Annotated in this window: 24 protein-coding genes and 1 tRNA gene; 12 read left to right on the top strand and 13 right to left on the bottom strand. The window is 72.0% G+C overall.

Annotated features, from left to right (window positions below):
* Window positions 1–16: 16 nt before the first annotated feature.
* From EV284_RS12205 to EV284_RS12185, 5 genes are all read right to left on the bottom strand, one after another.
* Entirely contained in the window at window positions 17–670 is a 654-nt protein-coding gene (locus tag EV284_RS12205; protein WP_130333233.1) for a class F sortase, read from the bottom strand.
* 12 nt (window positions 671–682) lie between these two features.
* The gene (locus tag EV284_RS12200; RefSeq protein ID WP_207229013.1) at window positions 683–1297 is read right to left on the bottom strand and encodes a hypothetical protein; all 615 of its coding nucleotides are present in this window, start codon (window positions 1295–1297) and stop codon (window positions 683–685) included.
* A 117-nt stretch (window positions 1298–1414) separates the two neighbouring features.
* Entirely contained in the window at window positions 1415–2194 is a 780-nt protein-coding gene (locus EV284_RS12195) for an HAD-IIA family hydrolase (RefSeq protein ID WP_130333231.1), read from the bottom strand.
* A 123-nt stretch (window positions 2195–2317) separates the two neighbouring features.
* Window positions 2318–3514: a hypothetical protein gene (locus EV284_RS32965; protein ID WP_207229012.1), complete on the bottom strand. Its 1197-nt coding sequence runs from the start codon at window positions 3512–3514 to the stop codon at window positions 2318–2320.
* A 161-nt stretch (window positions 3515–3675) separates the two neighbouring features.
* Window positions 3676–4800, bottom strand: a complete 1125-nt coding sequence (locus EV284_RS12185; RefSeq protein ID WP_130333229.1) for an ROK family transcriptional regulator — start codon at window positions 4798–4800, stop codon at window positions 3676–3678.
* A 56-nt stretch (window positions 4801–4856) separates the two neighbouring features.
* Between EV284_RS12185 and EV284_RS12180 the strand changes: the two genes are divergently transcribed.
* From EV284_RS12180 to EV284_RS12170, 3 genes are all read left to right on the top strand, one after another.
* Window positions 4857–5930: a Gfo/Idh/MocA family oxidoreductase gene (locus EV284_RS12180; RefSeq protein ID WP_130333227.1), complete on the top strand. Its 1074-nt coding sequence runs from the start codon at window positions 4857–4859 to the stop codon at window positions 5928–5930.
* The gene (locus EV284_RS12175; protein WP_130333226.1) at window positions 5930–6406 is read left to right on the top strand and encodes a heme-degrading domain-containing protein; all 477 of its coding nucleotides are present in this window, start codon (window positions 5930–5932) and stop codon (window positions 6404–6406) included. The genes EV284_RS12180 and EV284_RS12175 overlap by 1 nt, the downstream gene beginning before the upstream one ends.
* An 81-nt stretch (window positions 6407–6487) precedes the next feature.
* On the top strand, window positions 6488–7369 hold the full coding sequence (locus EV284_RS12170; RefSeq protein ID WP_130333225.1) for an LLM class F420-dependent oxidoreductase: 882 nt from the start codon (window positions 6488–6490) through the stop codon (window positions 7367–7369).
* 29 nt (window positions 7370–7398) lie between these two features.
* Here the strand turns inward: EV284_RS12170 and yidC are convergent, their stop codons facing one another.
* Complete coding sequence (gene yidC / locus EV284_RS12165) at window positions 7399–8091, bottom strand: membrane protein insertase YidC (protein ID WP_130333224.1); 693 nt, start codon at window positions 8089–8091, stop codon at window positions 7399–7401.
* 107 nt (window positions 8092–8198) lie between these two features.
* Window positions 8199–8525 (bottom strand): DUF6412 domain-containing protein, encoded by a 327-nt coding sequence (locus EV284_RS12160; protein ID WP_207229011.1) that lies wholly within the window; start codon window positions 8523–8525, stop codon window positions 8199–8201.
* A 174-nt stretch (window positions 8526–8699) separates the two neighbouring features.
* Between EV284_RS12160 and EV284_RS12155 the strand changes: the two genes are divergently transcribed.
* Window positions 8700–9713, top strand: a complete 1014-nt coding sequence (locus EV284_RS12155; RefSeq protein WP_130333223.1) for an SEC-C domain-containing protein — start codon at window positions 8700–8702, stop codon at window positions 9711–9713.
* A gap of 81 nt (window positions 9714–9794) precedes the next feature.
* Window positions 9795–12944, top strand: coding sequence for a DEAD/DEAH box helicase (locus EV284_RS12150; protein WP_165425517.1), 3150 nt, complete (start codon window positions 9795–9797; stop codon window positions 12942–12944).
* 30 nt (window positions 12945–12974) lie between these two features.
* Here the strand turns inward: EV284_RS12150 and EV284_RS12145 are convergent, their stop codons facing one another.
* Window positions 12975–13406 (bottom strand): DUF2267 domain-containing protein, encoded by a 432-nt coding sequence (locus EV284_RS12145; RefSeq protein WP_130333221.1) that lies wholly within the window; start codon window positions 13404–13406, stop codon window positions 12975–12977.
* A 185-nt stretch (window positions 13407–13591) separates the two neighbouring features.
* Between EV284_RS12145 and EV284_RS12140 the strand changes: the two genes are divergently transcribed.
* Entirely contained in the window at window positions 13592–13894 is a 303-nt protein-coding gene (locus EV284_RS12140; RefSeq protein ID WP_130333219.1) for a hypothetical protein, read from the top strand.
* A 302-nt stretch (window positions 13895–14196) separates the two neighbouring features.
* Here the strand turns inward: EV284_RS12140 and EV284_RS12135 are convergent, their stop codons facing one another.
* Window positions 14197–15696 (bottom strand): MFS transporter, encoded by a 1500-nt coding sequence (locus tag EV284_RS12135; RefSeq protein ID WP_130333217.1) that lies wholly within the window; start codon window positions 15694–15696, stop codon window positions 14197–14199.
* A gap of 114 nt (window positions 15697–15810) precedes the next feature.
* Window positions 15811–17073, bottom strand: a complete 1263-nt coding sequence (locus EV284_RS12130; RefSeq protein WP_130334653.1) for a DUF445 domain-containing protein — start codon at window positions 17071–17073, stop codon at window positions 15811–15813.
* 289 nt (window positions 17074–17362) lie between these two features.
* Here EV284_RS12130 and EV284_RS12125 point away from each other — a divergent pair, with 289 nt between their 5' ends.
* Both EV284_RS12125 and rdgB read left to right on the top strand, forming a co-directional pair.
* Entirely contained in the window at window positions 17363–18694 is a 1332-nt protein-coding gene (locus EV284_RS12125) for an SGNH/GDSL hydrolase family protein (protein WP_130333215.1), read from the top strand.
* 43 nt (window positions 18695–18737) lie between these two features.
* Window positions 18738–19340: an RdgB/HAM1 family non-canonical purine NTP pyrophosphatase gene (rdgB, locus tag EV284_RS12120; RefSeq protein WP_130333213.1), complete on the top strand. Its 603-nt coding sequence runs from the start codon at window positions 18738–18740 to the stop codon at window positions 19338–19340.
* 4 nt (window positions 19341–19344) lie between these two features.
* Here the strand turns inward: rdgB and EV284_RS12115 are convergent.
* Together EV284_RS12115 and bcp are read right to left on the bottom strand one after the other, a co-directional pair.
* Window positions 19345–19431: transfer RNA gene (locus EV284_RS12115), tRNA-Leu, on the bottom strand.
* A gap of 39 nt (window positions 19432–19470) precedes the next feature.
* Window positions 19471–19938 carry a thioredoxin-dependent thiol peroxidase gene (gene bcp, locus EV284_RS12110; RefSeq protein WP_130333211.1) on the bottom strand — a complete coding sequence of 156 codons (468 nt, stop codon included), beginning with the start codon at window positions 19936–19938 and terminating at the stop codon, window positions 19471–19473.
* A 93-nt stretch (window positions 19939–20031) separates the two neighbouring features.
* Here bcp and EV284_RS12105 point away from each other — a divergent pair, with 93 nt between their 5' ends.
* Together EV284_RS12105 and EV284_RS12100 are read left to right on the top strand one after the other, a co-directional pair.
* The gene (locus tag EV284_RS12105; RefSeq protein WP_130333209.1) at window positions 20032–20370 is read left to right on the top strand and encodes a DUF3618 domain-containing protein; all 339 of its coding nucleotides are present in this window, start codon (window positions 20032–20034) and stop codon (window positions 20368–20370) included.
* 89 nt (window positions 20371–20459) lie between these two features.
* On the top strand, window positions 20460–20819 hold the full coding sequence (locus tag EV284_RS12100) for a co-chaperone GroES (RefSeq protein ID WP_030810821.1): 360 nt from the start codon (window positions 20460–20462) through the stop codon (window positions 20817–20819).
* A gap of 87 nt (window positions 20820–20906) precedes the next feature.
* Here the strand turns inward: EV284_RS12100 and EV284_RS12095 are convergent, their stop codons facing one another.
* The gene (locus EV284_RS12095; protein ID WP_347402195.1) at window positions 20907–23276 is read right to left on the bottom strand and encodes a transglycosylase domain-containing protein; all 2370 of its coding nucleotides are present in this window, start codon (window positions 23274–23276) and stop codon (window positions 20907–20909) included.
* Window positions 23277–24200: 924 nt separating this feature from the next.
* On the opposite strand from EV284_RS12095, the gene EV284_RS12090 reads away from it, so the two are divergent.
* Both EV284_RS12090 and EV284_RS12085 read left to right on the top strand, forming a co-directional pair.
* Window positions 24201–25001, top strand: a complete 801-nt coding sequence (locus tag EV284_RS12090; protein WP_130333205.1) for an ABC-2 family transporter protein — start codon at window positions 24201–24203, stop codon at window positions 24999–25001.
* A gap of 49 nt (window positions 25002–25050) precedes the next feature.
* A complete protein-coding gene (locus tag EV284_RS12085) occupies window positions 25051–25815 on the top strand; it encodes an ABC transporter permease (RefSeq protein ID WP_130334651.1) in 765 nt (254 codons plus the stop codon).
* Window positions 25816–25817: the final 2 nt, after the last annotated feature.

The raw sequence follows: 25817 nt of genomic DNA, 5'->3' as shown, positions 1-25817 counted from the left end.
TGTCTGCCAGGGGTGTTCAGGCTTCCGTACCGGTGAGGTACGCGGAGACGACGACATTGGCCGTGTAGGCGCGGGTGGTGCGGTCGTAGGTGCCGCCGCAGGTGATCAGGCGGAGTTCCGCGCGGCCGGGGTGACGGGTGCCGTAGGCGCGGGCGGCGTCGAAGTGGTCGGCGGGGAGCACCTCGACGTCGTCGATGGTGAACCGGGCGACCTTGCCGTCCGCGCGGACCACCCGGACGGTCTCGCCGGGTTCGAGGGTGCTGAGCCGGTAGAAGACGGCGGGCCGGGTCTCGGTGTCGACGTGGCCGACGAGCAGCGCGGTGCCGTCGGCGCCGGGTGCCGTCCCGGCGCCGTACCAGCCGACCACCCCCGGCTGATCGAAGGGCGGCGGGTCGATCGCGCCCCGGCTGTCCAGTCCGCGCTTCACCACCGGTGCCTGGATGGCGAGTTGGGGGATGTCGACGCGCTGCGGGGCGGAGTCGGGCAGCGGGGTCGCCGGGGCGGGCAGCGCCATGCCGCCGATTCCGGCGATGTCGCCGTGCGCGGTGCCGGCCGGGCTGTCCGGCAGCCCGGTCACGTCACGGCCCCACAGCCAGAGTCCGAGCAGCAGCACGGCCCAGGCCAGGGCCGTGACCGTCCGGCCGGTGGCGCGCCCCTGCTCCTCGGCCATCCCGGCGCCCGCTCAGCCGTCGTTCCGGCTCCGGCGGGACCGGAGCGCCCCGACCGTGACCGCCGCGCAGCCGGCGAGGGCCAGCCCGGTCAGGGCCTGGGCGGCGCCGGGTCCCGAGCCGGTGGGGGCCACGGTGGCGAACAGGGTGCTGGTGTCCGTCCCGGCGGCCGTACCGCCGCCGCCCGCGTGGACCGGGGCGACGGGGGAGGGGCCGGTGTCCGGCTCCGAGTCGGAGTCCGCGTCGGGGCGGGCGCCCGGCCCGGACTCGTCGACGCTGATCCGGCCGGTGAACGAGTAGTCGGCGCAGGTGATCCGCACGTCGTACGCACCCGCCTTGAGGGAGGTGCGTACCCGGGTCTCCCCGGACAGGTCGCCCTGGCCGCCGGTCAGCCGGGCGTCCGAGACGAACGCGCTGGAGACCGCCGTGCCCTGCGAGGCCGTGCAGCCGCGCACCCGCAGCGACACGTCGGTGCCGGGCAGGGGCACCGCCGGGGCCACGGTGAGCCCGCCGGTGCCGTGCGAGCCGCTGTCGTGCGTGCCGCCGCCGTCCGCCGCGCGGGCGACCGCCGGGGTGAACGCCGTGGCGACGATGATTCCGGAACAGAGAGTGAGGCGAAGTGAGCCCATCGTGAACCTCCAGATAGTGGGAGGTTCCCCCGTCCGGCGCCCACCCGCATCCGGACAGGGCGTCCGGTTGCTCCGTACGGGTGGGACCGGGTTTGAGGCTCTCGGTATCGTCCCAGCTCAGACGAGGTCCACGAGGTCCGCGATGGAGTCGACGACCTTGGACGGGCGGTACGGGTAGCGGTCGATCTCGGCCGCCTGGGTGACGCCGGTGAGCACCAGGAAGGTCCGCATGCCGGCCTCCAGCCCCGCGAGTACGTCGGTGTCCATGCGGTCGCCGATCATCGCGGAGGTCTCGGAGTGGGCGCCGAGCACGTTGAGACCGGCCCGCATCATCAGCGGGTTGGGCTTGCCGACGAAGTAGGGCTTCTTCTTGGTCGCGGCGGTGATCAGCGCGGCGACCGAGCCGGTGGCGGGCAGGGCGCCCTCGGTGGAGGGACCGACGTTGTCCGGGTTGGTGGCGATGAACCGGGCGCCGTCGTTGATCAGCCGGACAGCCTTGGTCATGGCCTCGAAGCTGTACGTCCGGGTCTCGCCCAGGATCACGAAGTCCGGGTCGTGGTCGGTCAGGATGTAGCCGACGTCGTGCAGCGCGGTGGTCAGCCCGGCCTCGCCGATGACGTACGCGCCGCCGCCGGGCCGCTGCTCGTTCACGAACTGGGCGGTGGCCATCGCGGACGTCCAGATGTTCTCCACCGGCACGTCCAGGCCCAGCCGCTTCAGCCGGGCGTGCAGATCCCTGGCGGTGTAGATGGAGTTGTTCGTCAGCACCAGGAACGGCCGCTCGGCCTCCCGCAGCTTCTTCAGGAACGCGTCGGCGCCCGGAATGGGCACCCCCTCATGGATCAGAACGCCGTCCATGTCGGTGAGCCATGACTCGATGGGCCTGCGGTCTGCCATGCGTACGTCCTCCAGCGAGTGTCTGCCGACGGCTGAGGGGTCCAGGGTAGTGAGCGGGGAGGGGTTGCGGGGGCGTGGGGTGGGGTGGGGTCCCGGTGTCGGGGGAGGTGGGGCGGGTCGGGGTCAGCGGCGTTCGCGGGTCAGCAGCAGCGCGGTGGTACCGAGGAGGACGAGCAGGGCGGCCACGGCCGCGAGGAGGGCGCGGGGAAGGGGGCTGCCGGTGCGGGCGAGTTCGGGGAGGCCCGGGTCGTCGGGGTCGTCGGGGTTCTCGGCGTCGTAGGGGGCGGGCGGGGAGGGGTCGGCGGGGGCCGGGGTGTCCGGGGCGTAGGGGTCTTCGGGGGCCGGGGTGACGCCTGCCTCGGTGGTGTCGGGGGCGCGGGAGGGGCTGACCGGGGTGGTGTCGGGGTCTGTCGGACCGGGGGTCTCGCCGGGGTCGTCGGAGTCGGCCGGACGGCCGGGGTCGTCGGTGTCCACCGGGCGGCCGGGGTGGTCGGTGTCCCCGCCCGGCTCCTCGGTGGCCCCCGTGCGGCCGGGCTCCTCGGTGTCCCCCGTGCGGCCGGGCTCCTCGGCGCCCACCGTGCGGCCGGCCGCGTCCGTGCCCACCGGCCGAGCGGGGTCCTCGGGGCCCACCGGGCGGCCCGCCGCGTCCGTGGCCGTCGGCCCGGAGGGCCGGCTCGGGCCGGTCGGCGGGGCGGAGCCCGGCGTGCGGGCGGGGTCCGGTTCCTCGCCGTCGATGTCGAAGACGTAGTCCTCGGACTCCCCCACCCACTCCCCGTCCTGCCCCCGTCGCTGCACCAGCGCGGCCTTGGCGGTGACGTGGTCGGCGTACGCCTCGGAGGTGATCATCAGGCGGAACCTGACGGTGACCGTCTTGCCGGGAGCCACGGTGTACCCGGCGAAACCGTCCGCCCCGACCACGCCGACCAGCTCCTGGTGGTCGGTGCTCTCCAGCCGGACGGGGCGCCGCCTGCGTCCGTCGTAGAAATCGAGTTTGGCCTGCGACGGCCGCAGAAGCCGCTCGTCGTCGACGAGGACCACCACCGGATGGACGCCCGCGCACGTCTGCGTCCCGGTGTTGACGAGGTCGACGTACCAGGTGCCGGGCGCCCCGCCGGCCCGGTAGGTGTCGGGACCGCCGTGGACACGGGTGCCGAGCGGGAAGGACCCGGCGTCCCCCGCCGCACAGGGCGCAACGGCGGCCGCGGACGACACGGGGGCGAGCGCGGTGACCGCGATCAGGCAGAGCGAGGCGGGCACGGAGGCGGGCGCGGAACAGCGGGACCGGGACAGGGACAACGACAGGGCCGAGGACAATCGCATGAACACATGAACATGCCGGACCCCCGCCCCCGAGCCCCCCGCCACTCCGGCCCCGCCCCCGGCTCCGCCCGATCAGTGGACCCGCGCTGAGCCAACCGGCAGGCCCGCGCCCCGCCCGGAACGCGCCGCGGGCCGGAGCACGCCGACCCGCAGGACGGCCGCTATCCCCCCGCCCGCCCGAACACCGGCGCCAGCAGCAACTGCCCCGCTCCCACGGCCACCACCCGCTCCCCGCCCGGCGCCAGCCGTACCGGCACCGCGTCCCCGAGCATCCCCTCGCGCCGGGCCCGCGCCGCGAGTATCCCGGCGACCCCCTCGACGTACTCCCCCGGCGCCGCGGCGACCGTCCGCCCGCCGAGCAGCACCCGGTCGATGTCCAGCAGCCCCGCGAGATTCCCGGCCCCCACCCCGAGCACGCGCGCCGCCTCCCCGGTCTCGCCGCGCCCGACGGCCGCCAGGCACAGCGCCTCCAGGCATCCCCGGTCCCCGCACTCGCACCGGGGCCCGTCGAGCTGGATCACCTGGTGCCCGAACTCCCCGGCCCCGGTCCGCGCCCCCCGGTGCACGCTCCCGCCGATCACCAGCCCCGCGCCGAGGCCGGTACCGAGGTGCAGGTAGGCGAACGACCCGCCCTCGCCCCCCGCCGCCAGCCCGAGCGCCGCCGCGTTGGTGTCCTTGTCGACCACCACCGGGACCCCGAGCCGCCCGGCGAGGGCGTCCCGCAGCGCGAACCCCTCCCACTCCGGAAAGCCGGTCACCCGGTGCAGCACCCCGCCGACGTGGTCCAGCGGGCCGGGCAGCGCGACTCCGACCCCGAGCAGCGTCCCGGCGTCCGCGAGCCCCGCGCCGCCCAGCACCTGCGTGACCAGCGCCGTCACCTCGTCCACGACCAGCGCGAGCACCGTCTCCGCCCCGCCGCCGAGACCGGTCTCACCGCGCCGCTCGCCGACCACGGTGCCGTCGAGGTCGAGCAGCACCACCCGCAGCTCGTCCCGGTCCAGGTGGACGCCCACCGCGTGCCCGGCCTCGGGGACCAGGCGCAGCACGGTGCGCGGCTTGCCGCCGGTGGAGGCGCGGCGTCCGGCCTCGGCGGCGAAGCCGTCCTCCCGCAGCCGCGCGGTGATCTTGCTGACGGCCTGCGGGGTGAGCCCCGTGCGCTCGGCGAGTTCGAGCCTGCTGATGCCCTCCGCCCCGGCGCCGCGCAGCAGATCGAGCACGAGTGCGGTGTTGTGCGACCGCACCGCGAGCAGATTCGCCCCCGCCGGGTTGCTCCTCGTCCTGTTCACGGCTCCATTCTCCCCGCCGCTTGCACTTTGGCAACAGCGTTGCGAAAGTAGGAGGCATGACTGGTACCTCCCTCCGCGTCGGCCTGATCGGCTACGGCCTCGCCGGCTCCGTCTTCCACGCCCCGCTGATCGCCGCCACGGACGGCCTCGTCCTGGACACGGTCGTCACCTCGAACCCCGAGCGCCAGGAGCAGGCCCGCGCCGAGTTCCCGGACGTCCGCGTCGCCGCCACCCCGGACGAGCTGTTCGAGCGGGCCGGCGAGCTGGACCTGATCGTCATCGCGTCCCCGAACAAGACGCACGTACCGCTCGCCACCGCCGCCCTCAAGGCGGGCCTGCCGGTCGTCGTGGACAAGCCGATCTCCGGCACCGCCGCCGAGGCCCGCGAGCTGGCCGCCCTTGCCGACGAGCACGGGGTGCTGCTCTCCGTCTTCCAGAACCGCCGCTGGGACAACGACTTCCTCACCCTGCGGCGGCTGCTGGCCGACGGGGCGCTGGGCGACGTCTGGCGCTTCGAGTCCCGCTTCGAGCGCTGGCGCCCGCAGCCCAAGGGCGGCTGGCGCGAGTCCGGCGACCCGGCCGAGATCGGCGGCCTGCTCTACGACCTCGGCAGCCACGTCGTCGACCAGGCCCTCACCCTGTTCGGCCCGGTCACCGAGGTGTACGCCGAGGCGGTCGTACGCCGTGACGGCGCCGAGACGGACGACGACACCTTCCTCGCCCTCACCCACGCGAACGGCGTCCGCTCGCACCTCTACGTCTCCGCGACCACCGCCCAGCTCGGCCCCCGCTTCCGGGTGCTCGGCTCGCGCGCCGGTTTCGTGAAGTACGGCCTCGACCCGCAGGAGGCGGCGCTGCGCGACGGCGCCCGCCCCGGCACCGACGCCGCGTGGGGCGTCGAGGAGGAGTCGCTCTGGGGCCGCCTGGGCGCCGGCGAGTCCCCGGTCACCGGCGGCGGCACCGCCGTGGAGACCGTGCCCGGCGACTACCCCGCCTACTACGCGGCCGTCGCCGCCGCCGTGCGGGGCACCGGCCCGAACCCGGTGACCGCGCTGGAGGCCGCGGAGACCCTCGACGTACTGGAGGCGGCCCGCCGCTCCGCCCGCGACAAGGTGACGGTGACCCTCTGATGACGCAAGCGCAGCACACCCCGAGCGTGGCGGACCTGGAGGCGCAGGAACAGCGCCTGGTCTTCCGCACCTTCACCCACGACGACGCCTGGGCGCTGGGCTCCCTCCTGGTCGAGCTGGGCCGGGAGCGGCAGGCGCCGATCGCCGTCGACATCCACCGCGCGGGCCAGCAGCTCTTCCACGCGGCACTGCCCGGCTCGACCCCGGACAACGACGCCTGGATCGCCCGCAAGCGCCGGGTGGTGGAGCGGTACGGCTCCGCCTCCTACCTGGTCGGCTCGCGTTTCCGCGCCAAGGGCACCACCTTCGAGGACTCCTCCCGCCTCGACCCCGACCGCTACGCGGCTCACGGCGGCTCCTTCCCGATCACCGTGGAAGGCGTGGGCGTCATCGGCTCGGTGACCGTCTCCGGTCTGCCCCAGATCGAGGACCACCGGCTGGTCGTCGAGGCGCTGGAGCGGTTCTTGAAGGTGTGACACCCGCGCGGCTCCCTCCGGCCGGGCCCGTCGTGCACGACGATCGTTCGTGCACGACATCCAGCCGGAGGGAAAGATCCGATGAGCGACTCGACGAGCGGGAGCATCTCCAAGGCGGAGATCGGCAGGTACGGCGTATGGAGTCTCGGCCTGCGCGACGAGGACCCGGGCCGGCGCGGTGAGATCGGGGAGGCGGCGGCCGAACTCCAGGAACTCGGCTACGGCACCGCCTGGCTCGGCGGCTCCAGCGCGCCCGTCAACGCCCTGCCCCTGCTGGAGAAGACCGACCGGCTGATCGTCGGCACCAGCATCCAGAGCATCTGGCAGTACGACGCCCGGGAGAGCGCGGCCGGTTACGCCGAGGTGGAGACCGCGCACCCCGGCCGCTTCCTGCTGGGCCTCGGCGTGAGCCACGCCAGGCTGGCCGAGCAGTACCGGCGGCCGTACTCGGCGCTGGTGGAGTACCTGGACGAGCTGGACGCGGCCGGTGTCCCCGCCGGACGGCGCGTCCTGGCCGCGCTCGGACCGAAGACCGTGCGGCTGGCGGGTGAGCGTTCGCTGGGGGCGATCCCCTATCTCGTCACCCCCGAGCACACCGCGCGGGCCCGCGAGCTCCTCGGCCAGGAGCCGCTGCTGGCCCCGGAGTTCGCGGTCGTACTGGAATCCGACCCGGCCCGCGCCCGCGAACTGGCCCGGGGCCACCTGGACATGTACCTCCAGCTCCCCAACTACACCACCAACTTCCAGCGGCTCGGCTTCACCGAGGACGACCTGCGCGACGGCGGCAGCGACCGGCTGGTCGACGCGCTGTACGCCTGGGGCGACGACGACACCATCCGCGAGAAGGTGAACGCCTTCCTCACCGCGGGCGCCGACCACGTCGCCCTCCAGGTCGTAGGGGACGGCTCCCCCGACGAGCTGCCCCGGGCGGCCTGGCGGAAGCTGGCGGGCATCCTTCTCTGACCGTGGCGCCCGGCCGTACCCCTGGCCGCTCACGACAGCACCGCCCGCTCCACCGCGCTCCAGGTGGTGCTGGTGACGACGTAGAGCGCGGCGGCCAGGGGGACGACGGCGACGGTCACCAGGGTGAGGAAGGACAGGAACGGGGCCACTTTGCCGACCGCGGCCTGGCCCGGAACGCCTGTCTGTACGGGGTTCTCCGCCGCCGCACGCCTGGTGCGCCGGAAGTTGACCGTGGCGACGGCCGCGACGACGGCGAAGAGGGCCAGGTAGACGAGGTCGGCCCCGCCGAAGATCCCGCCGCCGAGGGCATCGCTCCAGTGACCGGCGAGCGGGGCGGCGAGGAGGTCGTGGTCGAGCAGGGTGTTGGGGCCGTCGCCGATCGTGGCGTTGGAGAACAGGTGGTACAGCAGGAAGAACGCGGGGAGTTGGAGCAGACCGGGCAGCAGGCCGGAGAACGGGGAGACCTTCGCCCCGGTGTGCAGCTCCAGCATCGCCCGCCGGAGCCGCTCGGGATCGCCGGCGTGCTTCGCGCGCAGCTCGGTGATCCTGGGCTGGAGCGCGGTGCGGGCCCGCTGTCCCCGGGCGGCGGCGCGGGCGAGGGGATGGGTGGCCAGCCGGACCAGCGCGGTGAACAGGACGATCGCGGCGGCGGTCGCGGAGGCGTGGAAGAACGGCTGGAGCAGGTCGGCGAGTTGCTCGACCAGCCGGGCGAAGACGGACATGGGTGACCCTCCGTACGGGGTGGCGTCGTGCCAGGTGTGGATGCGGCCGGAAGCGGCCGATGGCAGGACGACCCGCGCGGGCGGGGCGGAGAAAGAGTGACGCGGCCCTACGCGCAGGTCGTCGGCAGGACCCGGCCGGGCGCCCGTGGCCTGCGGCGCCCCCTCGCGTCGGGGTCGCGCTGCGCCAGGAACGCCGTACGGCGGGCCCTGTCGCGTATCGCGGTGCGGACGCGCGTCGGCGGGACCGCGGGGACGCGGCGGGCGGTGAGGACCGCGCAGAGGGCGAGAGCGGTGCCGGCCGCGGTGGTCGCGGCGAGCGCGACGGCGGTGGTGAGACCGCCGGAGCCGAGCGGGGCGGCCTGGAGCAGCAGGAGGTGGACCAGGACGAGCAGCGGCAGCAGGGCGCCCGTGACGGCGGAACGACTGTGCCTCACCGACGGCACCCCCCTTCGGTCCCCGTGCCCCCATGACTACGGGCTGTACAGGCCCGTTCACCCCGTACAACGCCCGGTGTTCCGGCCCGGTTCCCGGTCTTCGCCGCGCGTTGGAGAAATCTCCTCGTCGGGCGCCCTCCTCCGCTGTCACCCCTCGGCAGTACGGTGTCATGCATGCGCCCCGACACGCCTGCCGAGAACGTCGACCACACCGCCGAAGCGGCACGCCTGGAGCGGACCGCCGGCCTGTACCCCGAGGACGCGGAGGCCCTGCTGCTGCGCGCCGCGGCCCACCTCGAACTGTCCGGCGCCCGCCCCGCGGCGACCGCGCTCTACGACCGCCTGCTGTCCTCCGCCGGCCCGCTGGAGCATCCGCAGCTCGTCCGCGCCCTGAAGGCGGCGAACCTGTGGGAGTACGGCCACGAGGCCGAGGCGCGCGCGATCATCGACGGCATCCGCACGGGCGCTCCGCGGGACGCGGCGCCGTGGGTGATCGTCGCGGAGGCGCTGGAGTCGCACGACGAACTGGAAGCGGCGCACGAGACGTTCCACGAGGGCGCGGTCCTGCTGCTGACGGACGCGCCGGAGCCGCCGTACGCCACCCACCCGCTCCTCTTCGGCCGCCACCGGGTCCGCCGCATGCTGGGCCTCCCGCACGACACCTGGGACGCCCTCGCCGACACCCTGCACACCTCCCCGGTCTCCCTGGACGAACTCCACGACCCCAAGCGCGTCTGGTCCCTCGGCTCGGAGAACCCCGCCGAACTCGAAGCCGAGCTCTCCCGCCTCCGAGCGGAGCTGTCCACGGCCCGCGAGGCCCTCTCCCGCCCGTACCCGGTGGCCGTCCTCCACTGGCCGTCCCCGGAGCTGGCGGAACTGGTGACGGCGTACCCGGCCCTGGAGTCGGAGTACACGTCCCACGCCGACCACCTGGCGACCATAGAGACGTCCCTCCGGGAACTCTCCACCTCCGGCACCCCGAACCTGGGCATCGTGACGGGCACGGTCCCGTCGTACGAGGCGTTCGCCGCCTCGGAGGGCGCGTCCCCGGCGGACCCGGCGCTGCTCCCCCAGTACGCGACGACGCTGGCGGCGCGGGGGTTGGCGGTGGCGTGGCCGCCGTCGCGGGGGGCTGGGTGTTGGTGCGTGAGTGGGCGGGAGTACGGGGAGTGTCACGGGGCGGAGTAGGGCGCACTGCCACCCCTTCAGCTGTTGTCAGTCGTGGCTGTTACAACTAAGCCACGTTGAGGGGCACCTGAGGGGGTTGCAATGACAGAGGCAAAGGGGCCGGCAGGGCCGGTTGCTGGGGTTTACGAGAAGCTGATCACTCAGGACGACGAGCGAGAGCTCAAGCAGCTTGAGGCTCTGGGCTGGAAGGCCATCAACACAGCAGTCAGCGCGGAGTCCACGCCCCATGTGCTTGCTCGGCACATAGGCGCGATGGTTGCCCACAGACTGACCCAGCTGGCTCCGGAACAGCGCGTGCCGTTCGCTAACGAACTCCTGGCCTCGCTTGCCGCGAAGGGCACGCCGGATAGCGAGCCGGAACCGGTCAGCGCCCTCGTGGAGGGGCCGCAGCAACTGCTCGCGCTTGCCAAACAGGAAGCTCCGGGTGCCTACTCCGTCCGGCCGCTGACCCCGCTGTCTGAGGCATCTCTGCTGACGAACTCCCCCGAGGACCTGAGCCTGGGTACCGAGCTTCGAGCCGAGCTTGCCACCGCAGACCGCATTGACCTGCTATGCGCGTTTGTGAAGTGGTACGGAATACGAGTCCTTGAGGACGCTTTGCGCGCTGCCAAGGAACGCGGTGTGCCGATTCGCGTCATCACCACCACGTACATGGGCGCCACGGACCGCCACGCCCTGGACCGCCTCGTACGCGATTTCGGCGCCACGGTGAAGGTCAACTACGAAATTCGGTCCACCCGCCTCCATGCGAAGGCATGGCTCTTCCGCCGCAACACGGGCTTCGACACCGCGTACGTCGGCAGTTCGAACCTCTCTCGGGCCGCCCTACTCGACGGGCTCGAGTGGAACGTGCGCCTGTCCTCGGTGGCTACGCCGGCGGTACTGGACAAGTTCGAGGCGACCTTCGACGCGTACTGGAACGACACCGCCTTCGAGACCTACGACCCTGACCAGCACGGCGCGCGCTTGGACGAAGCACTGGCGCAAGCGAGTGGCACTGGCTCCGGCACGGAGCTGAAGATCAACCTCTCTGGTCTCGAAGTACGCCCCTTTCCGCACCAGCGGGACATGCTGGAACGCCTCACGGTCGAACGAGAGCTTCGCGGACGCCACCGAAACCTTCTCGTTGCTGCCACCGGCACGGGCAAAACCGTCATGGCCGCCCTTGATTACCGTGGCTTGCGTAAGAACTTCGAGGGTGGCCAGCCTCGACTCCTCTTCGTGGCCCACCGCAAGGAGATCCTGCGACAGTCCCTCCGCACCTACCGCGAAGTGCTCGATGACGGATCGTTCGGCGAGCTTCTACACGGAGGCCAGGACCCGCGCGAGTGGAACCACGTCTTCGCCAGCGTCCAGTCTCTCAATGTGCAGCGTCTTGAGCAGTTGGCTCCTGACCACTTCGACATCATCGTGATCGACGAGTTCCACCATGCCACCGCGTCTACATACCGACGGGTCATCGAGCACTTTTCACCTAAGGAACTGCTCGGACTGACGGCTACGCCTGAACGGATGGACGGACGCAACGTCCAGGATGAGTTCTTCGACGGCAGGATCGCGGCGGAAATGCGCCTCTGGGAGGCTCTAGAGAATGACCTCCTCTGCCCCTTCCACTACTTCGGCATCCCCGATGGCACGGATCTTACGAACCTGAACTGGCAGAAGGGTTCTTACACCGACCAGGACCTCGACAAGCTCTATACGGGCAACCACGCTCGCGCCCGCATCGTGGTGAAGCAGATTCAGGACAAGGTCTCCAACCCGGGCTCCATGCGGGCGCTCGGCTTCTGCGTCACCAAGGCCCACGCGCACTTCATGGCGGGCTTCTTCCGCGAGGCCGGCTTCCGGGCGGTGGCGCTCGACAGTGACTCTTCCTCAGAGGCACGCGCCCAGGCACTTGCCGATCTACGTGATGGCAAGCTTCAGGTGATCTTCTCCGTCGACCTGTTCAACGAGGGTCTCGACATCCCCGACGTCGACACGCTGCTTCTGCTCCGCCCGACCAACAGCGCCACGATCTTCCTTCAGCAACTGGGCCGAGGGTTGCGGCGCACGGAGTCCAAGCCGGTACTCACCGTCCTCGACTTCATCGGGCAGCACCGGGCCGAGTTCCGCTTTGAGGAACAGTTCCGAGCTTTGACCAACCTGACCCGGAACCGGCTGGTCGATCACATTGAGCATGACTTCCCGCAGCTCCCGTCAGGCTGCCAGATCATCCTGGAGGGGAAGTCCAAGGACTTCGTTCTGGACAACATCCGGAACCAGCTGGGGGCGACAGTGAAGACGCTGGTCAAGGAGGTGAAGTCCTACCACACACCCCTTTTGGCCGACTACCTGCGAGAGAGCAGGCGCGAAATCAAGGAGCTCTACAAGAGCGACAACTCCTGGACCGCGGTACTGCGCCGCGCAGGGTTCCTCGAAGAGACTGCCTCCCCTGCGGAGGCCGCGTTGCTGAAGCGAGTCCATGCCTTTCTGCACGTCGACGACCCGGAGCGGGCGGATGCCTATCAACGGCTGCTTCAGGATGACGCTCCCACCTACGAGGAGCTGAGCCCCCTCGATCAGGCTTACGCTCGCATGCTGTTCTTCAACATATGGGACAACGCTGGCGGCTTCACCAGCTACCAAGAGGGCCTTGAGTCGCTGCGCCCGCTGACGGAGTTCCGTGATGAGCTGCGTCAGCTACTTACGTATGTCATGGAACGAACGGATCACTTCCCCCTCTCCCTCTCCGGGCGCCTGCGCCAGGTACCCCTGAAGGTGCACAGCGCCTACAACCGCTCCGAGATCCTCGCTGCGCTCGGCGTGGCCCGCCTCGGTGGCCAGATGCCGCGCTCGTTCGCCCAGGGAGTGCAGTGGGTCGATGAACTGCAGACGGATGCGCTGCTCATCACCTTGGAGAAGAACGAGAAGGACTTCTCCCCCACTGTTCGGTACCGGGACTACGCGCTTAGCCCGTCGCTCTTCCACTGGGAGTCGCAGAATGCCACGGCTGCCGACTCCCGAACGGGTAAGCGCTACCAGCAACATGAAGCGTTGGGTAGTGAAGTCCTTCTCTTCATGCGGCGGTACAAGAACACCGACATAGGCAAGTCCCAGCCCTGGATGCTGCTCGGACCGGCCACGTATGACACGCACACCGGCAGCAAGCCGATGGCCATCACCTGGCGTCTCAAGCACGACCTGCCGGCGGATGTCTGGACGTACTCCGCGGCCGTCACGGCAAGCTGACCCGTCCATCCCATGCCGGAGATCTGGCGGCTATGCCACCGCCGCCAGATCCGCCAGGCCGAACAGCAGGGCGTAGCCGGGCGGGAGTTGCGCAAGGAGACGGGCTGTCTGGGAGGCGCCCAACTCCTGGGCCAGGGCCGTCAGGACTGAGGTTACGTGCCAGCGGGCCGTTGCCGGGGTTGCGTTCTCTATGTGGGGGGCCACGGACTCTACGAACTCGCGTGCCGTGAGGGGGCGGGGGACGAGTGGAGCGCAGAGGGGGGCTTCGGTGGGGAGCAGGGGGGTCAGCTCGGCGCGTTCAGTCGCTGGGAGGTGGGCTGACAGGGCGAGTAGGACGGTGTGGGTGACCGACTCCGCCTCTGCTGCGCTGCCGTACCGGCCCTCTTCGCGTACCGCCTCCACCAGGTCGGTCCAGTCGGAGGTCGCCATGGGGGATCTCGGCTGCATGGTCGTCACGGTCATCGTGGGGGCTCCTCTTCCGGGACGTCGGGACAGCGAAGCCCGGATGCCCCGTGATCGCGGGGGCATGGGAGAGGTTTTCGGCCACTCCCCGCGCGGGCGACCCGCCCGGTGGGTGCTCCGTGCCGCGCGTTAGCCTCGCCGCAGGTGTGCCGGACACGGCATACCGGGACGACAGGAGACAAGTCATGGCCAAGGTTCCTGGCGCGGTGGTCGCCGCCACCGGGCTCGTCGGTGGGTACGGCGTCGCTCGTTGGACCAAGAAGCGGCCGCTCGGCGGGGTCGTGCTGGCCGCCGCCGGGGTCGTTGCCGCTCGTGAATGGAACGCCCGGGCCGGGGCTCCCACGGCCGCCGCGCTGACCGGTGCGTACGTGGCCGGCTTCGCCGGCTCCCACCCCCTCGCCAAGAAGGTCGGCGCCTGGCCCTCCGTCCTCGGCGTGGCCGGCGCCGTCGCCCTCGCCTCCTGGGCGTTCGCGGACCGCCGGAGCTGATCACCAGGGCGCCGGCGCTGCCATGCCGCCGAGACCGGGCCGACCGGCGAGGCTGAACCCCGCCCGACCGGCGCCGTGGTCCTTGGCGCGGGGCGCCAGGCGCTCGCCAACCCGTCGAGGGCCGGTGCTGTCGCCCTGGCCCGACCTGGCCGACCTCCGGCGATGAACACCGCGGGACCGGCGCTGCCACCCCGCGCTGCCCTCGCCGACCGCCGAGTCGGACACCGTCTCCCCGGTCGGCCTCAAGCCGCAGGGGCCGCCCGGTATCCCCGGACGGCCCCGACTTCACAGAACTCAGCCCCCTACCCCACCCCCACCCCCTTCTCCCCCGCCCCCGAAGGCGCCGAAGACGACAGCGGGGTCGCCACGTCCTCCAGCGACCGTCCCTCCGCCCGTACCGCCAGCGCCGCCGCGACCAGGCCCGCCACGCACATCAGGGACGCGCCGATCTGGAAGGCGAGGACCGTGTCCCCCACCCGGCCGGTGCCCGTGAGGTCGGCGAAGATCAGGGGGCCGCTGATGCCGCCCGCCGCGGTGCCCAGCGCGTAGAAGAAGGCGATCGACATCGCGCGGGTCTCCATCGGGAAGATCTCCGAGACCGTCAGGTACGCGCTGGACGCGCCCGCGGAGGCGAAGAAGAGGACCACGCACCAGCACGCGGTGAGGGTGGTGGCGTTGAGCGAGCCTCGGTCGAAGAGCCAGGCCGTGGCGAACAGCAGGATCCCGGACAGCAGGTAGGTCGACGAGATCATCACCCGCCGCCCCACCGTGTCGAACAGCTTGCCCAGCAACAGCGGGCCGAAGAAGTTGCCGACCGCGATGACCGCGAAGTAGTAGCCCGTCCGGTCGGCCGGGACGTCGAAGAAGCGGGTGAGGATGGCGCCGAAGCCGAAGGTGATGGCGTTGTAGAGGAACGCCTGGCCGATGAAGAGGGAGAAGCCGAGCACCGCGCGCCGGCGGTAGCGGCCGAAGACGGTGCGGGCGATCTCCAGGAAGGTGACGTTCCCCCGCCGGTGGATCTCCAGCCGGCCCTCGGGCGCGGGGAGCGGCTCCCCCCTCTGCTCCTCGATCTTCCGCTCGATCCCGGAGACGATCTCCTCCGCCTCCTGGTCCCGTCCGTGGATCAGCAGCCAGCGCGGACTCTCCGGTACGTGCCGCCGTACCAGCAGGATGACCAGGGCGAGCACCGCGCCGAGGGCGAAGGTCAGCCGCCAGCCGATGTTCTCCGGCAGGAAGGCGGTGTCCAGCGCGAGGATGGACAGCAGGGAGCCGCCCACCGCGCCCAGCCAGAAGCTGCCGTTGATCATCAGGTCGACCCGGCCCCGATAGGCCGCCGGGATCAGCTCGTCGATCGCGGAGTTGATGGCCGCGTACTCCCCGCCGATACCGAATCCGGTCAGGAAGCGGAACAGGAAGAACCACCACGCCTCGGTCGACAGCGAGGTCAGCGCGGTCGCCGCGAGATACACCGCCAGCGTGATCATGAACAGCTTGCGGCGCCCGAAATGGTCCGTCAGACGTCCCCAGAACAGGGCGCCGACGCACGCACCGGCGACGTACAGCGCCGCCGCGGTACCGGTGACCTGCCCCGAGCTGATGGACAGCCCGCTGCCGGACTCGGAGAGCCGGCCCGCGATGTTGCCGACGACCGTGACCTCCAGGCCGTCGAGAATCCACACCGTGCCCAGGCCGACCACGATCGTCCAGTGCCAGCGGGACCACGGCAGGCGGTCCAGCCGGGCCGGGATGTCGGTGGTGGTCGAACCGCCCGCTCTCGACGGCGTCCCTGCTCCCGTGCTCATCGGCACCCCTCGCTCATCGGCACCCCTTCTTCGTCGAAGGACGAGTTACGGGTGCCCGCGCCGCGCGGGATCAGACCGGGCCGTCCGGCAGGCTCACCCCGGCGGACGAGCCGTTCAGCCCCCCAGCGCCCGCGACACGGTGTAGATCACCAGCCCGGCCAGTGAGCCCACCACCGTGCCGTTGATCCGGATGAACTGGAGGTCGCGCCCGATGTGCGCCTCGATCTTGCGGGTGGTGTGCTCCGCGTCCCAGCCCGCCACCGTCTCGGTGATCAGGGAGGTGATCTCCTTGCGGTAGGTCGTCACCACGTGCACGGCGGCGCCCTCGATCCAGCGGTCGAGCTTGCCCTGCATCTTCGGCTCGGTCGCCAGCCGTCGCCCCAGCGAGAGCAGTCCGGCCCGCACCCGCAGACGCAGCTCGCTGTGCTCGTCCTCCGCCGCCGCGACGATCATCGACCGTACGGCGGTCCAGGCGGACGCGATCAGGTCCTGCACCTCGTCCCGCGCCAGCACCTCGCTCTTCAGCCGCTCCACCCGCGCCCGGGTCTCGGTGTCGGACTGGAGGTCGGAGGCGAAGTCGGTGAGGAAGCGGTCCAGGGCGGCCCGAGCCGGGTGCGAGGGCATCTCCCGCATCTCGGTGACGAAGCGCAGCAGTTCCCGGTAGACGCGGTCGCCGACCTTGCGGTCCACGAAGCGCGGTGTCCAGCCGGGCGCACCGCCCTCGATGGCCACCATCACGTCGTCCCGGTGCCGTTCCAGCCACTCGTGGGCGCGGCCCACCACCAGGTCGACGACGCGCCGGTGGCCGCCGTCGGCCACGATCCGGTCCAGCAGCTTGCCCACGGCCGGACCGATCTCCCGCGCGTCGGCCCGCCGGGTGATCGCCTCACCCACCACCGCCTGCACGTCCGAGTCCCGCAGCACGGTCAGCGCGCCGCGCAGCGCGGTGGCCAGCTCGGCGGTGACCCGGTCGGCGTTCGCCGGCTCGGCCAGCCAGTCACCGAGCCGGCTGCCGATGCCGACGGCGGCGAGCCGCTGCCGTACGACGTCCTCGGAGAGGAAGTTCTCCCCGACGAACTCGCCCAGGGAGACGCCGAGCTGGTCCTTCTTGGTGGGGATGATCGCGGTGTGCGGGATGGGCAGGCCCAGCGGGTGCCGGAACAGCGCGGTGACCGCGAACCAGTCCGCGAGCGCGCCGACCATCCCCGCCTCGGCGGCCGCCGCCACATAGCCGGTCCAGGGGCCCGCCCCCGCGTGCCCGGCCCAGGTGGCCAGGGCGTAGACGACGGCGACGAACAGCAGCAGTCCGGCGGCCGTGAGCTTCATGCGCCGTACGCCGCGCTGCCGCTCCTCGTCGGCCGCCGTGAAGGCCGTCATGGTCCGGTAGGAACCGGCCCGTCCGGCAGCCGCCGGCCGGGGGTCGCGTCCCGGCTCCGCCTCTTCCGTTTGCGCGCGTTCCATCTCGCTCCGCCCGATCGGTGATCCCGCACACACATTGTCCCTTCCCGCCGTCACGCGGAACGGACGGGAGGTCCCCGGCGTCAGACTGAACGGGGTCGGGGCAGGTCCCGCGGACCGGGGTGCCCGTCAACTCCGTTCCCCCATATGCCGCATCATGGTGTATTGCTCGTCCGGCTTCCCGTCTCCCGAGGAGAACAACGCCAGCGTGACCAAGCGCCACGGTTATGCCCTGCTCAGTGCGTTCGTCGCACTCGTCGTCGCCCTTTCCGTCACCGTCCTCATCAGGTCGGCGGCGAGCGACGGCACCTCGGGGTCCTCGGCCACGGGCCGGCGCCCCCACGGCTCGTCCGCCGCACCCGCCTCCGCGGGTACCTGGGTCGGCTCCTGGGCCGCCTCCCCCGTCGGCGCCGAGCCGCGTACCGAGACGGCCGGCCTGGCGGGCCGCTCGGTGCGCAACGTGGTGCACGCGCACACCGGCGGTACGAGCGCCCGCGTCACCCTGTCGAACCTGTACGGGCAGGCGCCGCTGACCATCACTCACGCCTCGGTGGCCCTCTCGGCGGGCCGGGGCACCGCCGCCGCCCGTGCGGAAACGATGCGCCGCCTGACGTTCGACGGCGCCTACGCCGTCACCATCCCGGCCGGCGGCCAGGCCGTCAGCGACGCGGTGCGGATCGTCGTGCCGCACGACCAGGACGTTCTGGTCACCACGTTCTCCCCCACGCCCTCCGGGCCGGTCACCATCCACCCGCACGCGCGGCAGATCTCGTTCGTGGCGCCCGGTGACCGCACCGAGGAGGCGACGGGCATCCCGTACGCCGAACGCAGCACGTACTGGCGTTACCTGACCGCGCTGGACGTGCTCAGCAACGAGGCGAACGGCACGGTCGTGGCGTTCGGCGACTCCATAACCGACGGTCTCACCTCGACCATGGGCGAGAACCGCCGCTGGCCGGACGTGCTGGCCTCCCGGCTGCGCGCGGCCGCCGCGAGCGGGGCCGACGTGCCGCGCTACTCCGTCGTCAACGAGGGCATCACCGGCAACCAGGTGCTGGCCGACGGCCTGGGCCGGCCCGCCGAGAACCCGAGCGGGCTGTCCCGCTTCGGCCGCGACGCCCTGTCCCGGCCCAACGTCAGGGTCGTCGTGATCGACCTCGGCATCAACGACGTCACGCACTCCCGCTCGGCCGCCGACGGCACGAAGATCACCGACGGGCTGCGCGCCCTGGTCCGGCAGGCGCACGCACGCGGCCTGAAGGTCGTCGGCGCCACCCTGACGCCCTTCGCCGGGCACCGGACCTGGACCCCGGCGCTGGACCGGATGCGCCGGCAGATCAACGCGGAGATCCGGGCCGGCCGGGTGTACGACGCGGTGGTCGACTTCGACCTCGCGCTGAAGGACCCCCGCGACCCGCGCCGGATGCTCCCCCGGTACGACTCGGGCGACGGTCTGCACCCCAGCGACCTCGGCTTCCGCGAGATGGCCGACACCCTGGACCTCGCCCTGCTCAAGGGCGCCGGACAGGCCGAGCTGTAACCCCTGGCGGATACGCGGGAGGGGGCCGGGGATACTGGCCCCCATGACCCGCTTGATCCTCGCCACCCGTAACGCCGGAAAGATCACCGAGCTGAGGGCCATCCTGGCCGACGCCGGGCTGCCGCACGAGCTGATCGGTGCCGACGCCTTCCCCGAGATCCCGGACGTCAAGGAAACCGGCGTGACCTTCGCGGAGAACGCCCTGCTGAAGGCGCACGCGCTGGCCCGGGCCACCGGGCTGCCGGCCGTCGCCGACGACTCCGGCCTCTGCGTCGACGTGCTGAACGGCGCCCCCGGCATCTTCTCCGCCCGCTGGGCCGGCCGGCACGGCGACGACACCGCCAACCTCCACCTGCTGCTCGCCCAGCTCTCCGACATCGCGGACGAGCACCGGGGCGCCCACTTCGCCTGCGCGGCCGCGCTGGCGCTGCCCGACGGCACCGAGCGGGTGGTGGAGGGACAGCTCCGCGGCACCCTGCGGCAGGCCCCGGCGGGTTCGGGCGGCTTCGGCTACGACCCGATCCTCCAGCCGGAGGGCGAGAGCCGTACCTGCGCGGAGCTGAGCGCGGACGAGAAGAACGCCATCAGCCATCGCGGGAAGGCGTTCCGGGCCCTGGTCCCGGTGGTGCGGGAGCTGCTGGGCTGAATTCTGGTGCGGCCGGAGGGACTCGAACCCTCACGGGAGTTACCCCACTGGGACCTAAACCCAGCGTGACTGCCAATTCCACCACGGCCGCCTGCTGCTGCCCGGCCATGCTAGCGGCCGGGCAGCGGCCTCAGATGCCCAGATCCTTGATGATCTTCGCCACGTGACCGGTGGCCTTGACGTTGTACAGCGCGCGCTCGACCTTGCCGTCCTCGTCCACGACGACCGTGGAGCGGATGACACCGGTGACGGTCTTGCCGTACAGCTTCTTCTCGCCGAAGGCGCCGTACGCCTCCAGCACCTGCTTCTCCGGGTCGGCGAGCAGAGTAACCTTCAGGTCCTCCTGCTCACGGAACTTGGCCAGCTTCTCCGGCTTGTCCGGCGAGATGCCGATGACGTCGTACCCGGCACCGGCCAGCAGGGCGAGGTTGTCGGTGAAGTCGCACGCCTGCTTGGTGCAGCCGGGGGTAAGCGCCGCGGGGTAGAAGTACACGATGGTCTTGCGGCCCTTGTGGTCCGACAGGGACACCTCGTTCCCGTCGGCGTCGGGCAGGGTGAAGGCGGGGGCAACGTCCCCGGGCTCAAGTCGCTCGCTCATCCGGCCAGCCTAACCGGGTGCCCCTGCCGTGCGGTGTGGCGTGGAGCTGACAGACTGTTCGGAACAGCATCAGGAGATTTCGGAGGCCGTACGGTGGCGGAGACGTCGGACACCAGAACACCGGCGCAGATCGAGGCGGACATCAAGCGCCGTCGCGCTGTGCTGGCCGAGACGCTCGACGAGATCGGGGTGCGGGTGCACCCGAAGACGATCGTCGGGGACGCCAAGGCGAAGGCCGTCGCCGGCGTCGACCGTGTCTTCGGACGAGCGTACGTGCAGGTCAACCGAGTGATGACCGAGGTACGGGACCAGTTCGTGGACGACGACGGCGCGCCCCGCATGGAGCGCGTCGTGCCCGCCGTGCTCATCACCGCCGGGACGATCGGGCTGATCGTCGCCGGATCGCGCAGGCGCAGGCACCGCCGCCGCTAGTACGGACTCGCGCGACCGGGTCGCCACGGCGGGGAGCCGTGGCGACCCGGAGGCGTGTCCGCGCCGCCCGGGCAGGTAGGTTCGGGGACGTGAGCGCCAACAGAGACGAGCAGAGCACACCCCACCACGACAAGCTGCCCATCCGGATGCTGCACGACCGGGTCCTCGTGCGGCAGGAGACCGGTGAGGGCGAGCGCCGTTCGGGCGGCGGCATCCTGATCCCCGCGACCGCGGCGGTCGGGCGCCGGCTGGCCTGGGCCGCGGTCGTCGCCGTCGGGCAGAACGTCCGGACCGTGGAGCCCGGCGACCGGGTCCTGTTCGACCCGGAGGACCTGGCCCAGGTCGAGGTCCGGGGCGTGGCGTACGTGCTGATGCGCGAGCGGGACCTGCACGCGGTGGCCGCGGACCGGTTCGAGGGGTCGGAGGACTCCACCGGGCTGTACCTCTGAGCCGACGCCCTCCCCGAGCCGTCGGGAGAACGTGGGAAGGGGCTGACGACCGTGGTCGTCAGCCCCTTCTCGTTCGTCCGTGCGCCGCTACTGGCGACGGGCCGTCTGCGGGGCGATGAAGCCGCCCGGCAGACCGGTCGTGCCCGGGTCGGCGCCGCCGCCCGTGCCACCCGTACCGGGCTGGCCGCCGGGACCGCCGCCGGTGGCGCCCCCGTCGGCGGGCCCACCGGTGGTGGCCGGACCGCCGCCGGCGCCGCCGGTGGTGTCGCCGCCGCCCGTGGTGGTCGGGTCGGCCGGGGTGGTGCCCTGGCTCGGCGTGCCGGTGGCGCCGTTGCCCTGGCCGCCGTCGGTGGGCGTGGTGCCCTGGCTCGGGGTACCGGTGGTGCCGCCGTTGTCCTGGCCCGCGTCGGCACCCGGGGAGGTGGAGGGCCGGGTGCTGGGCGCGACCACGTCGGCGCCGGGCTGGAGCTCCAGGTCGAAGCTCGCGGCGGGCTTGCCGCGCAGCGCGTCCCGCGTGTACTGCGCCCAGATCTCGGTGGGCGGACCGCCACCGTTCATCCGGGCCACGCCGAGGGCGCCGTAGAGCGGGACGTGCTTGGCGCTCACCGGGTCCTGGCCCATCACGGAGACCACCGTGGCCAGGTCGGGGGTGTAGCCCGCGAACCAGGCGGCGGTGTCCTCCTCGGCGGTGCCGGTCTTGCCCGCGGCCGGACGGCCGGCGGCCTGCGCGGCCGTGGCGGTGCCGCCCTCGACCACGCTCTTCAGCACCGAGGTGGTGGTGTCGGCGGCCTCACGGGTGACGGCCTGCTTGGTCTGACGGCCGGGCAGGTCGACCGGGACGTTGTCCTTGCTGATCTTCTCGATGATCGTGTACGTGCCGTGCCGGCCGTGGTTGGCCAGGGTGGCGTACGCCTCGGTCATCTCCAGCACGCTGGCGTTGGCGGTGCCGAGCGCGATGGACGGCGACGGGTAGAGGTCGGGGGTGTCGGCCGGGATGCCGAGGTCGATCGCCGTCTCCTTGACCTTGTCACCGGTGACGTCGGCGGCCATCTGGGCGTACACCGCGTTGACGGACAGGTCGGTGGCCTTGCGGACGGTGATCTGGCCGTACGACTTCTGGTCCTCGTTCTCCGGGTTGTACCGGCCGCCGGACCAGCCCTGCACCAGGCGCTTGTTGGTGCCGTCGTAGTAGGTGTTGGGCGTGATGCGCTGGCCGTCCTGCGTGCTGGAGGAGTTCTGCACGGCCGAGGTGAACACGAACGGCTTGAAGGTGGAGCCGACCTGGAAGTCGCCGCGGGTCGCGCCGTTGGTGTACTGCTTCACGTAGTCGATGCCGCCGTACATCGCGACGATCTTGCCGGTCTTCGGGTCGATCGAGGCGCCGCCCGCGCGGACGTAGGTGTCGGCCTTGCGGTTCTTCTTGTCCAGCTTGGAGATGAGCTGGTCGTCGACGGCCTTGACGAAGGCGTCCTGCTTGGGCTTCTGGATGGTGGTCGTGATCCGGTAACCACCGGTGGCCAGCTGGTCCTTGGTGAGGATGTCGTGGCCGACCAGGTACGCCTTGACGGCCTCGACCAGGTAGCCGCGCTGGCCGGACATGCCGGTGGAGACGGTCTGCTCCTTCGGCATCGGGAACTTCATCCCGGTGCGGTCGGACTGGCTCAGCCAGCCCTTGGCGACCATGCCGTCCAGCACGTAGTTCCAGCGGCCGAGCGCGGCACCCTTGTTCTCGGGGTGGGCGACGACGTCGTACTCGCTGGGCGCGTTGACCAGCGCGGCGAGGTAGGCGGCGCGGGCCGGGTCGAGGTCGATCGCGTCGCGGCCGTAGTACGCCTGGGCGGCGGCCTGGATGCCGTAGGCGTTGCGGCCGAAGTAGCTGGTGTTGAGGTAGCCCTCGAGGATCTCGTTCTTCGACTTCTCCCGGTCCAGCTTGATCGAGATGAAGAACTCCTTGGCCTTGCGGGTGACCGTCTGCTCCTGGGCCAGGTAGTAGTTCTTCACGTACTGCTGGGTGATGGTGGAGCCGGACTGCTTGCCCTTGCCGAGGGCCGTGTTCCAGCCCGCGCGGAGCATCGCCTTGGGGTCGACGGCGGACTCGGTGTAGAAGTCGCGGTCCTCGGCGGCCAGGATGGCGTGCTGGGCGGGCTTGGCGATCTGGGCGAGGCTCACGTTCTCCCGGTTGACCTCGCCGTCGCGGGCGAGCTGGGAGCCGTCGGCGTACAGGTAGACGGTGGCCTGCTTGGTGGCCAGGGCGTTGGCGGCCGGGATCTGGACCATCGAGTAGCCGAGGAACAGCAGCCCGATGATCACGAGCACCCCCAGCACGAAGGTGCCGAGCACCATCCGCCAGGTGGGGAAGATCCGCCGCCAGCCGGTGCGCTTGGGCCGCTTGGGCTTCTTGCCGCCGCCGTCACCGGTGCCGCCGCCCTCGCCGCCGCTGCCGTCGCCGCTCGCCAGGGGGGTCGCGGTGGGCTCGGACGGGGTGCGGGGCAGGACGCCGGTGGCTCCGGCCGCGGCGGCCGGGGCGACGGGGGTTCCGGGCGCGCCGGCGCCGGGCCCGGGGGTGTCGCCGGACCGGGGCGCGTTGACCCGGCGCAGCACCTGGGTGCTCTCGGCGGGCGGCGGCTGGTCGGCCTTGACGCGCCGGAGCACCTGGGTGCTCTCGGGCGCCTGCTCCGGCTTGGCGCCTCCGGTACGGGGCTTCGCGGACCCGGCGGCGCTGACCCGGCGGAGCACCTGGGTGCTCTCGGCGGGCGGGGTGTCCGCCCCCGGGGTCTTGGCGGCCGGGGTCTTCCGAGCCGGGGCCTCCTTGGCGCCGGACTGCGCGGGCACGGCGGGCGCGCCCTTGGCGGCTCCGCCGGCCTCCCTCGCCGCCGGAGCGCTCGGGGCACCCTCGGCACCCTCGTCCGGCTTCCCCGCTCCGGCCTTCCGGCCCGTCGCCGGAGATCCCGTCGCCGGGGCTCCCGTCGCCGAAGGGCCCGTCGGCCGGGGTGCGTTCGGGGTCGCGGAGTCGCGCACGCGGGCGCTCTCCGGCTTCGGACCGGTCTTCGCCGGCGCGCGGTCGGCCGGACTCGTCGCCGGTTTCGCCTGCGGTTCCGCTGCTGCGGGCCCCTCAGCCGGCTGAGGTTCTTCCGGCGCCCCGCCCTCGTTCGGCTGCTGCGGCTGCGGCTCGTCGCTCATGTCGTGCACGGACTCCTGTTTCGTCGTACGTTCCCGTACGCCTCGTACGCCTTCTGCGCCCCCTGGTTGAAGACTCTCGCACCTGGTGAACCGTTCCCGGATTCCGGCACGCTTCGGTCACGGAAAACGCGTGGCCGTTCGCGGGGGCCGGGGCTAGGCTCCTGCGCTTCGGTGTCGAGCAGTCCGAGGAGGTGGACCGGCGTGGGCGCTGGACGGTTGTACGTGGCCGTCGCGGCAGGGGGATTCAGACGGTACGCGACCTACCGCGCGGCCACGGCGGCAGGGGTGTTCACCAACACCGTCTTCGGTCTGATCATCGTCTGCACCTACCGTGCCCTGTGGGACGCCCGCCCGCACTTGGGCGGATATGACCAGGCGCAGGCCGTGACCTACGTATGGCTCGGGCAGGCCCTGCTGTCCACGCTGGCGATCGGCGGCGGGGGCGTCGAGGAAGAGCTGATGGAGCGCATCCGTACGGGTGACGTCGCGGTGGACCTGTACCGGCCGGCCGACCTGCAGCTGTGGTGGCTCGCGGCCGACCTGGGCCGGGCCTGTTTCCAGTTGCTCGGGCGGGGAGTGCTGCCCTTCCTCTTCGGGATGCTCTGCTTTTCCGCCTACGTGCCCTCGGACGCCGGCACCTGGCTGGCGCTGCTGGTGACACTGGCCCTGGCGATGCTGGTCGGCTTCGGCATCCGGTACCTGCTGGCGCTGAGCACGTTCTGGCTGCTGGACGGCTCGGGGATCTCCCGTGTCGCCTGGCTGGCCGGGCACTTCTGCTCGGGCATGCTGCTGCCGCTGAACGTCTTCCCGGGCACGCTCGGCGAGGTGGTCCGGGCGCTGCCCTGGTCGGCGCTGCTCCAGGCCCCTGCGGACGTGCTGCTGGGCCGCGCGGACCCGCTGGGCGTCTGGCTCTTCCAGGCCGGGTGGGCGGTGGCGCTGCTGGGCGCGGGGCGCCTGCTCCAGTCGGCGGCGACCCGGCGGGTGGTGGTCCAGGGTGGCTGAGTACGGCCGGGTCCGCGAGGGTGTGCGGGCGTACGGGCTGATCGCCGGGATGTGGGTGCGCTCCACGATGGCCTACCGGGCGTCGTTCGTGATGACCACGCTCGGCAACTTCGCGGCGACCTTCCTCGACTTCGTCGCGATCATGCTGATGTTCTCCCGCGTGGACTCGCTGGCCGGCTGGTCGCTGCCGGAGGTGGCGTTCCTGTACGGGCTGTCGGCGGTGGCCTTCGGCATGGCGGACCTGGTGATCGGGTCGATGGACCGGCTGGGGCGCCGGGTGCGGGACGGCACGCTGGACACCCTGCTGGTGCGTCCGGCGCCGGTGCTGGCGCAGGTCGCGGCCGACCGGTTCGCGCTCCGGAGGCTGGGGCGGCTGACGCAGGGGGCGCTGGTGCTGGGCTGGTCGCTGAGCCGGCTGGAGGTGGACTGGACGCCGCTGAAGCTGCTGCTGATGCCGGTGATGGTGGTGGGCGGCTGCGGGATCTTCTGCGCGGTGTTCGTGGCGGGGGCGGCCTTCCAGTTCCTCGCTCAGGACGCCTCGGAGGTACAGAACGCCTTCACCTACGGGGGCACGACGCTGCTCCAGTACCCGCCCGCGGTCTTCACCGAGGAGCTGGTGCGCGGGGTGACCTTCGTACTGCCGCTGGCCTTCGTCAACTGGGTGCCCGCGGCCTACGTCCTGGAGCGCCCGTATCCGCTGGGGCTGCCGGGGTGGACGGCGTTCGTCTCCCCGCTGGTGGCGCTGGCCTGCTGTGCGCTCGCCGGGCTGGCCTGGCGGGCGGGACTGCGTTCGTACCGGAGCACGGGGAGCTGAAC

The organism is Streptomyces sp. BK022, assembly GCF_004217355.1.
Lineage (GTDB): Bacteria > Actinomycetota > Actinomycetes > Streptomycetales > Streptomycetaceae > Streptomyces > Streptomyces griseoluteus.
The sequence above is the reverse complement of the archived record's forward strand: the minus strand, read 5'-3'. Positions and strand labels throughout refer to the sequence as shown.

Coding starts and splice junctions, on each gene's coding strand:
- EV284_RS12205 (WP_130333233.1), bottom strand. CDS start 670: ATGGCCGAGGAGCAGGGGCGCGCCACCGGCCGGACGGTCACGGCCCTG.
- EV284_RS12200 (WP_207229013.1), bottom strand. CDS start 1,297: ATGGGCTCACTTCGCCTCACTCTCTGTTCCGGAATCATCGTCGCCACG.
- EV284_RS12195 (WP_130333231.1), bottom strand. CDS start 2,194: ATGGCAGACCGCAGGCCCATCGAGTCATGGCTCACCGACATGGACGGC.
- EV284_RS32965 (WP_207229012.1), bottom strand. CDS start 3,514: ATGCGATTGTCCTCGGCCCTGTCGTTGTCCCTGTCCCGGTCCCGCTGT.
- EV284_RS12180 (WP_130333227.1), top strand. CDS start 4,857: ATGACTGGTACCTCCCTCCGCGTCGGCCTGATCGGCTACGGCCTCGCC.
- EV284_RS12175 (WP_130333226.1), top strand. CDS start 5,930: ATGACGCAAGCGCAGCACACCCCGAGCGTGGCGGACCTGGAGGCGCAG.
- EV284_RS12170 (WP_130333225.1), top strand. CDS start 6,488: ATGAGCGACTCGACGAGCGGGAGCATCTCCAAGGCGGAGATCGGCAGG.
- yidC (WP_130333224.1), bottom strand. CDS start 8,091: ATGTCCGTCTTCGCCCGGCTGGTCGAGCAACTCGCCGACCTGCTCCAG.
- EV284_RS12155 (WP_130333223.1), top strand. CDS start 8,700: ATGCGCCCCGACACGCCTGCCGAGAACGTCGACCACACCGCCGAAGCG.
- EV284_RS12150 (WP_165425517.1), top strand. CDS start 9,795: ATGACAGAGGCAAAGGGGCCGGCAGGGCCGGTTGCTGGGGTTTACGAG.
- EV284_RS12145 (WP_130333221.1), bottom strand. CDS start 13,406: ATGACCGTGACGACCATGCAGCCGAGATCCCCCATGGCGACCTCCGAC.
- EV284_RS12140 (WP_130333219.1), top strand. CDS start 13,592: ATGGCCAAGGTTCCTGGCGCGGTGGTCGCCGCCACCGGGCTCGTCGGT.
- EV284_RS12135 (WP_130333217.1), bottom strand. CDS start 15,696: ATGAGCACGGGAGCAGGGACGCCGTCGAGAGCGGGCGGTTCGACCACC.
- EV284_RS12130 (WP_130334653.1), bottom strand. CDS start 17,073: ATGACGGCCTTCACGGCGGCCGACGAGGAGCGGCAGCGCGGCGTACGG.
- rdgB (WP_130333213.1), top strand. CDS start 18,738: ATGACCCGCTTGATCCTCGCCACCCGTAACGCCGGAAAGATCACCGAG.
- bcp (WP_130333211.1), bottom strand. CDS start 19,938: ATGAGCGAGCGACTTGAGCCCGGGGACGTTGCCCCCGCCTTCACCCTG.
- EV284_RS12085 (WP_130334651.1), top strand. CDS start 25,051: ATGTGGGTGCGCTCCACGATGGCCTACCGGGCGTCGTTCGTGATGACC.